The organism is Pseudomonas sp. NBRC 111140 (assembly GCF_001320885.1).
GTDB classification, from domain to species: Bacteria; Pseudomonadota; Gammaproteobacteria; order Pseudomonadales; family Pseudomonadaceae; genus Aquipseudomonas; species Aquipseudomonas putida_P.
Genome location: NZ_BCBQ01000156.1, coordinates 1 through 7,081, shown reverse-complemented (window position 1 = coordinate 7,081; position 7,081 = coordinate 1). Strand labels below are relative to the sequence as shown.

The following is a 7,081-nucleotide window of genomic DNA, read 5'->3' as shown; positions in this document are numbered from 1 at the left end:
CTCGGTGCAGCAGACCTGCCCGCGCTGCCATGGCCAAGGCAAGATCATTACCGACCCGTGCACCTCGTGCCACGGCGAAGGCCGTGTCGAAGAATACAAGACGCTGTCGGTCAAGGTGCCGGCGGGTGTTGATACCGGTGACCGCATTCGCCTGTCGGGCGAGGGTGAGGCCGGTACCCATGGTGGCCCGACCGGTGATCTGTACGTGGTGATCAGCGTGCGTGAGCACGAGATCTTCCAGCGCGACGGCAAGCACCTGTACTGCGAAGTGCCGATCAGCTACACCGATGCCGCCCTGGGCGGCGAGCTGGAAGTGCCGACCCTGGATGGCCGCGTGAAGCTGAAAATTCCGGAAGGCACCCAGACCGGCAAGCAGTTCCGTTTGCGCGGCAAGGGCGTTGCTCCGGTACGTGGTGGTGGTGCGGGCGACCTGCTGTGCCGCGTGGCGGTGGAAACCCCGGTCAACCTCAGCCGCCGCCAGCGCGAGCTGCTCGAGGAGCTGCGTGATTCGCTGGAAGGCGACAGCTCCCACTCGCCCAAGGCCAGTGGCTGGTTCGATGGCGTGAAGCGCTTCTTCGGCGATCTCTGACAAGGAAATGGCTATGCGACGTATTGCGGTAATGGGTGCGGCTGGGCGGATGGGCAAGACCCTGATCGAAGCCGTACAGCAAACCCCTGGTGCTGGGCTGACGGCGGCGATCGATCGCCCTGACAGCTCGCTGGTGGGCGCTGATGCTGGTGAGCTGGCGGCCCTCGGCCGGATCGGAGTGTTGCTCTCCGATGACCTGGCCAAGGTGGCTGACGAGTTCGACGTGCTGATCGACTTCACGCACCCTTCGGTGACCCTGAAGAACCTGGCGTTCTGCCGCAAGCACGGCAAAGCCATGATCATTGGCACCACGGGCTTCTCTGTCGAAGAGAAGCAGTTGCTGGCCGAGGCCGGCAAGGACATTCCAATCGTGTTCGCCGCCAACTTCAGTGTGGGTGTGAACCTTAGCCTCAAGTTGCTGGATATGGCGGCGCGGGTGCTGGGTGATGATGTCGATATCGAGATCATCGAGGCGCACCACCGGCACAAGGTCGATGCGCCGTCGGGTACTGCATTGCGCATGGGTGAAGTGGTTGCCAATGCGCTGGGGCGTAACCTGCAGGAAGTGGCGGTGTATGGCCGCGAAGGCCAGACCGGCGCGCGTGATCGCAAGACCATCGGCTTCGCTACCGTGCGGGCCGGCGACGTGGTGGGCGATCACACCGTGTTGTTTGCTGCCGAAGGCGAGCGCCTGGAAATCACTCACAAGGCCTCCAGCCGCATGACCTTCGCCAAGGGGGCCGTGCGTGCGGCGCTGTGGCTGGATGGGCGTGAGCCTGCGCTGTACGACATGCAGGATGTGCTCGAGCTGCGTTAAGCCGCTACGCGGTGTTGGTTTCTTCGCGGGTTTGCCCGCGAAGAAACCAACATGGACGTCAGCCTGTCGCATTCATGTGTTTTAGAGACACATCCACGGTAGACCGAAAACGCACTTTTCTGTAAGCTACAGCTTTAGTGTGTCCACTAAAAGCGCGCAGCGAATTGAATTCAGCACATGAAAGCGGGGTGACGTGTCCATACGTCACTCCGCTTTTTTGCAACCTGCGATCGCCCTTTCATGCTTGATTTACGGGAGGTCTTCTTGACAAAGCCAGCCATACTCGCCCTTGCCGACGGCAGTATTTTTCGCGGTGAAGCCATTGGTGCCGACGGTCAGACCGTTGGTGAGGTGGTATTCAACACCGCTATGACCGGCTACCAGGAAATCCTTACAGACCCTTCCTATGCGCAGCAAATCGTTACCCTGACCTACCCGCACATCGGCAACACCGGCACCACGCCGGAAGATGCCGAGTCGAACCGCGTCTGGTCCGCTGGCCTGGTCATCCGTGACCTGCCGCTGCTGGCCAGCAACTGGCGTAACACCCAGTCGCTGCCTGAGTACCTCAAGGCCAACAACGTCGTTGCCATCGCCGGCATCGACACCCGCCGCCTGACCCGTATCCTGCGTGAAAAGGGCGCCCAGAACGGTTGCATCCTCGCCGGTGACAACATCAGCGAAGAAGCCGCCATCGCCGCTGCCCGTGGCTTCCCAGGCCTGAAGGGCATGGACCTGGCCAAGGTTGTCTCCACCAAGGAACGCTACGAATGGCGCTCCAGTGTGTGGGAGCTGAAAACCGACAGCCACCCGACCATCGACGCTGCCGACCTGCCGTATCACGTGGTTGCCTTCGACTATGGCGTCAAGCTGAACATTCTGCGCATGCTGGTTGCCCGTGGCTGCCGCGTGACCGTGGTGCCGGCCCAGACCCCGGCCAGCGAAGTGCTGGCACTCAACCCGGACGGCGTGTTCCTGTCCAACGGCCCTGGTGACCCCGAGCCGTGCGACTACGCCATCCAGGCGATCAAGGAAATCCTCGAAACCGAGATCCCGGTATTCGGCATCTGCCTCGGTCACCAGCTGCTGGCCCTGGCTTCCGGCGCCAAGACCGTGAAAATGGGCCATGGCCACCATGGTGCCAACCACCCGGTCCAGGACCTGGACACCGGCGTGGTCATGATCACCAGCCAGAACCACGGCTTTGCCGTTGACGAAGCCACCCTGCCGGGTAACGTCCGCGCCATCCACAAGTCGCTGTTCGACGGCACCCTGCAAGGTATCGAGCGTACCGACAAGAGCGCGTTCAGCTTCCAGGGCCACCCTGAAGCGAGCCCAGGCCCGACCGACGTCGCGCCACTGTTCGATCGTTTCACCGATGCCATGGCCAAGCGCCGCTGAGCATCCTGCATCAAGGCCCCGGGCCGGCTCCTGCCGCGCCCGGAAGCGCCTGACCCAGATTGTTCAAAGCGGCTTGCCGACTGACCCCGGATTTGAGTGACCACCATGCCAAAACGTACAGACATCAAAAGCATCCTGATTCTCGGCGCTGGCCCGATCGTGATCGGCCAGGCCTGCGAATTCGACTACTCCGGCGCCCAGGCCTGTAAAGCCCTGCGCGAGGAAGGTTTCCGCGTCATCCTGGTGAACTCCAACCCAGCCACCATCATGACCGACCCGGCCATGGCCGACGCCACCTACATCGAACCGATCAAGTGGCAGTCGGTGGCCAAGATCATCGAGAAAGAGCGCCCAGACGCCGTATTGCCGACCATGGGTGGCCAGACTGCACTGAACTGCGCCCTGGACCTGGAGCGCCACGGCGTTCTGGAGAAGTTCGGCGTAGAGATGATCGGTGCCAACGCCGACACTATCGACAAGGCTGAAGACCGTTCGCGCTTCGACAAGGCGATGAAGGACATCGGCCTGGAGTGCCCGCGCTCCGGTATCGCCCACAGCATGGAAGAGGCCAATGCGGTCCTCGAGAAGCTCGGCTTCCCATGCATCATCCGCCCGTCGTTCACCATGGGTGGCACTGGCGGTGGTATTGCTTACAACCGTGAAGAGTTCGAAGAAATCTGCACCCGTGGTCTGGACCTGTCGCCGACCAAAGAGCTGCTGATCGACGAATCGCTGATCGGCTGGAAAGAGTACGAGATGGAAGTGGTCCGCGACAAAAAGGACAACTGCATCATCGTCTGCTCCATCGAAAACTTCGACCCGATGGGTGTGCACACCGGTGACTCGATCACTGTCGCTCCGGCACAGACCCTGACCGACAAGGAATACCAGATCATGCGCAACGCCTCGCTGGCGGTGCTGCGTGAAATTGGTGTGGAAACCGGCGGTTCCAACGTGCAGTTCGGTATTTGCCCGAACACTGGCCGTATGGTCGTGATCGAGATGAACCCGCGCGTTTCGCGTTCGTCCGCCCTGGCTTCCAAGGCTACCGGCTTCCCGATCGCCAAGATCGCCGCCAAGCTGGCCATTGGCTACACCCTCGACGAGCTGCAGAACGACATCACTGGCGGCCGCACCCCGGCTTCCTTCGAGCCGTCGATCGACTACGTCGTCACCAAGCTGCCACGCTTCGCCTTCGAGAAATTCCCGAAAGCCGACGCCCGCCTGACCACCCAGATGAAATCCGTGGGTGAAGTCATGGCCATCGGCCGTACCTTCCAGGAATCCCTGCAGAAAGCCCTGCGCGGCCTGGAAGTCGGTGCTTGCGGCCTCGACCCTAAAGTCGACCTGGCCAGCCCGGAAGCTGCCAGCATCCTCAAGCGCGAGCTGACCGTGCCGGGTGCCGAGCGTATCTGGTACGTGGCTGACGCCATGCGTTCGGGCATGACCTGTGAAGAAATCTTCGCCCTGACCGGCATCGACATGTGGTTCCTGGTGCAGATGGAAGATCTGATCAAGGAAGAAGAGAAGGTCAAGACCCTGGCCCTGTCGGCGATCGACAAGGACTACATGCTGCGCCTCAAGCGCAAGGGCTTCTCGGATCAGCGTCTGGCTGTGTTGCTGGGCATCACCGACAAGAACCTGCGCCGTCACCGCCACAAGCTGGAAGTGTTCCCGGTGTACAAGCGCGTCGACACCTGCGCCGCCGAGTTCGCCACCGACACCGCCTACCTGTACTCCACCTATGAGGAAGAGTGCGAGGCCAACCCGTCGACCCGCGACAAGATCATGATCCTGGGTGGCGGCCCTAACCGTATCGGCCAGGGTATCGAGTTCGACTACTGCTGCGTACACGCTGCCCTGGCGCTGCGTGAAGACGGTTACGAGACCATCATGGTCAACTGCAACCCGGAAACCGTCTCTACCGACTACGACACTTCCGACCGTCTGTACTTCGAGCCGCTGACCCTGGAAGACGTGCTGGAAGTTTGCCGCGTCGAGAAGCCGAAAGGCGTGATCGTTCACTACGGCGGCCAGACCCCGCTGAAACTGGCCCGCGCTCTGGAAGAAGCTGGCGTACCGATCATCGGTACCAGTCCTGACGCCATCGACCGCGCCGAAGACCGTGAGCGCTTCCAGCAGATGGTTCAGCGCCTGAGCCTGCTGCAGCCGCCAAACGCCACCGTGCGCAGTGAAGAAGAAGCCATCCGCGCTGCGGGCGGCATCGGTTACCCGCTGGTTGTGCGCCCATCCTACGTACTGGGCGGCCGCGCCATGGAAATCGTCTACGAGCTGGACGAGCTGAAGCGCTACCTGCGTGAAGCGGTTCAGGTGTCGAACGACAGCCCGGTACTGCTCGACCACTTCCTCAACTGCGCCATCGAGATGGACGTGGATGCGGTGTGCGACGGCACCGACGTGGTCATCGGCGCGATCATGCAGCACATCGAACAGGCCGGCGTTCACTCCGGTGACTCGGCGTGCTCGCTGCCTCCTTACTCGCTGAGCAAGGAAGTGCAGGACGAAGTCCGCGTACAGGTCAAGAAAATGGCCCTGGAGCTGGGCGTGGTCGGCCTGATGAACGTGCAGCTGGCCCTGCAGGGCGACAAGATCTACGTGATCGAAGTCAACCCGCGTGCCTCGCGTACCGTGCCGTTCGTGTCCAAGTGCATCGGCACTTCCCTGGCCATGATCGCCGCCCGCGTCATGGCTGGCAAAACCCTGAAAGAGCTGGGCTTCACCCAGGAAATCATCCCGAACTTCTACAGCGTCAAGGAAGCCGTCTTCCCGTTCGCCAAGTTCCCAGGGGTTGACCCGATCCTCGGCCCTGAGATGAAATCGACCGGTGAAGTCATGGGTGTCGGTGACAGCTTCGGTGAAGCCTTCGCCAAGGCTCAGATGGGTGCGAGCGAAGTGCTGCCGACCGGCGGTACCGCGTTCATCAGCGTGCGTGACGACGACAAGCCACAAGTGGCAGGCGTTGCTCGCGACCTGATCGCCCTGGGCTTCGAAGTGGTTGCAACTGCTGGCACCGCCAAGGTTATCGAGGCGGCTGGCCTGAAAGTACGCCGTGTGAACAAGGTGACCGAAGGTCGCCCGCACGTGGTCGACATGATCAAGAACGACGAAGTGTCGCTGATCATCAACACCACCGAAGGCCGCCAGTCGATCGCCGATTCCTACTCGATTCGTCGCAATGCGCTGCAGCACAAGATTTACTGCACCACGACCATTGCGGCCGGTGAAGCCATCTGCGAAGCGCTGAAGTTTGGTCCGGAAAAGACCGTTCGTCGCTTGCAAGATCTGCATGCAGGACTGAAAGCATGAGCATTACCAAGTACCCGATGACCGTCCAGGGCGCTCGCGCCCTGGAAGAGGAGCACCTGTTCCTGAGCAAGACCGAGCGCCCACGCCTGAGCCAGGCGATCGGTGAAGCACGTGAGCTGGGTGACCTCAAGGAAAACGCCGAATACCATGCTGCCCGTGAAGAGCAGGGCATGGTCGAGGCGCGTATCCGCGATATCGAAGGCCGTCTGCAGAATTCGGTCGTGATCGACGTGACCACGATCCCTCACACCGGCAAGGTGATTTTCGGTACCACCGTGGTACTGGCCAACACCGAAACCGATGAAGAGGTGACCTATCAGATCGTCGGCGAGGATGAAGCCGACGTGAAACAGGGCAAGCTCTCGAGCGGTGCGCCGATTGCCCGTGCCATCATCGGCAAGGAAGAAGGTGATACTGTCGTCGTCAAGACGCCTAGCGGCACGGTCGAGTACGAGATTGTCGAAGTCAAGCACATCTGACCGGCGCCTGCGGGCGCCATCCCTCGAGGGGATCCTCTGGCAACTGGCCCAGGTGTTCTGGGTCGGTGGCCTGTGGGTGTTCCATGTGGGGCTGGTGCCTGCGCTCAAGGTCAGTGGCCTGGCGCCGCTGCTGGTGCAGGATATCGCCGGGCAGATCGACCGCTGGTTGATCGGCGTGGCGTTGCTTGGTTTGTTGACCCAGCTTGCGGTGCTGGCGAGGGTGGACGGCCTGGCGGCCTGGTGGCGGCAGTTTCGTGGCCAGATGTTGTTGCTCGGTTTCGGTGCGTGCGTGGGGTATTACACCTTGCGCTACGGTATTTCCGTAGGCGAGCGCTGGCAGATGTTCTGTTTCCTGGTGCTGGGTTTTTCCGGCATCGTGCTGGTGGCCCAACCGGTCCCGGTCAGGGCGCGTTCACCGCGCCACTGATCGGAGCTACCGTTACTTGTAACGGTGGATGTTGGACAGCT

The 7,081-nt window shown here is 61.6% G+C and carries 6 protein-coding genes; all 6 read left to right on the top strand.

Features of this window, described 5'->3' with window-relative positions; translation table 11 throughout:
- The coding region (locus APH42_RS28095; RefSeq protein ID WP_305728951.1) for a DnaJ C-terminal domain-containing protein at positions 1-589 on the top strand (589 nt) is incomplete at its 5' end.
- A gap of 13 nt (positions 590-602) precedes the next feature.
- Positions 603-1,406, top strand: coding sequence for a 4-hydroxy-tetrahydrodipicolinate reductase (gene dapB, locus APH42_RS28090; protein ID WP_012274253.1), 804 nt, complete (start codon positions 603-605; stop codon positions 1,404-1,406).
- 264 nt (positions 1,407-1,670) lie between these two features.
- Positions 1,671-2,807, top strand: a complete 1,137-nt coding sequence (carA, locus tag APH42_RS28085; RefSeq protein WP_003249935.1) for a glutamine-hydrolyzing carbamoyl-phosphate synthase small subunit — start codon at positions 1,671-1,673, stop codon at positions 2,805-2,807.
- A 105-nt stretch (positions 2,808-2,912) separates the two neighbouring features.
- Positions 2,913-6,134: a carbamoyl-phosphate synthase large subunit gene (gene carB / locus APH42_RS28080; RefSeq protein WP_012274252.1), complete on the top strand. Its 3,222-nt coding sequence runs from the start codon at positions 2,913-2,915 to the stop codon at positions 6,132-6,134.
- A 2-nt stretch (positions 6,135-6,136) separates the two neighbouring features.
- Complete coding sequence (gene greA, locus APH42_RS28075) at positions 6,137-6,613, top strand: transcription elongation factor GreA (protein WP_024717413.1); 477 nt, start codon at positions 6,137-6,139, stop codon at positions 6,611-6,613.
- On the top strand, positions 6,591-7,040 hold the full coding sequence (locus tag APH42_RS28070) for a hypothetical protein (protein ID WP_012053750.1): 450 nt from the start codon (positions 6,591-6,593) through the stop codon (positions 7,038-7,040). Before greA ends, APH42_RS28070 begins: the two co-directional genes overlap by 23 nt.
- Positions 7,041-7,081: the final 41 nt, after the last annotated feature.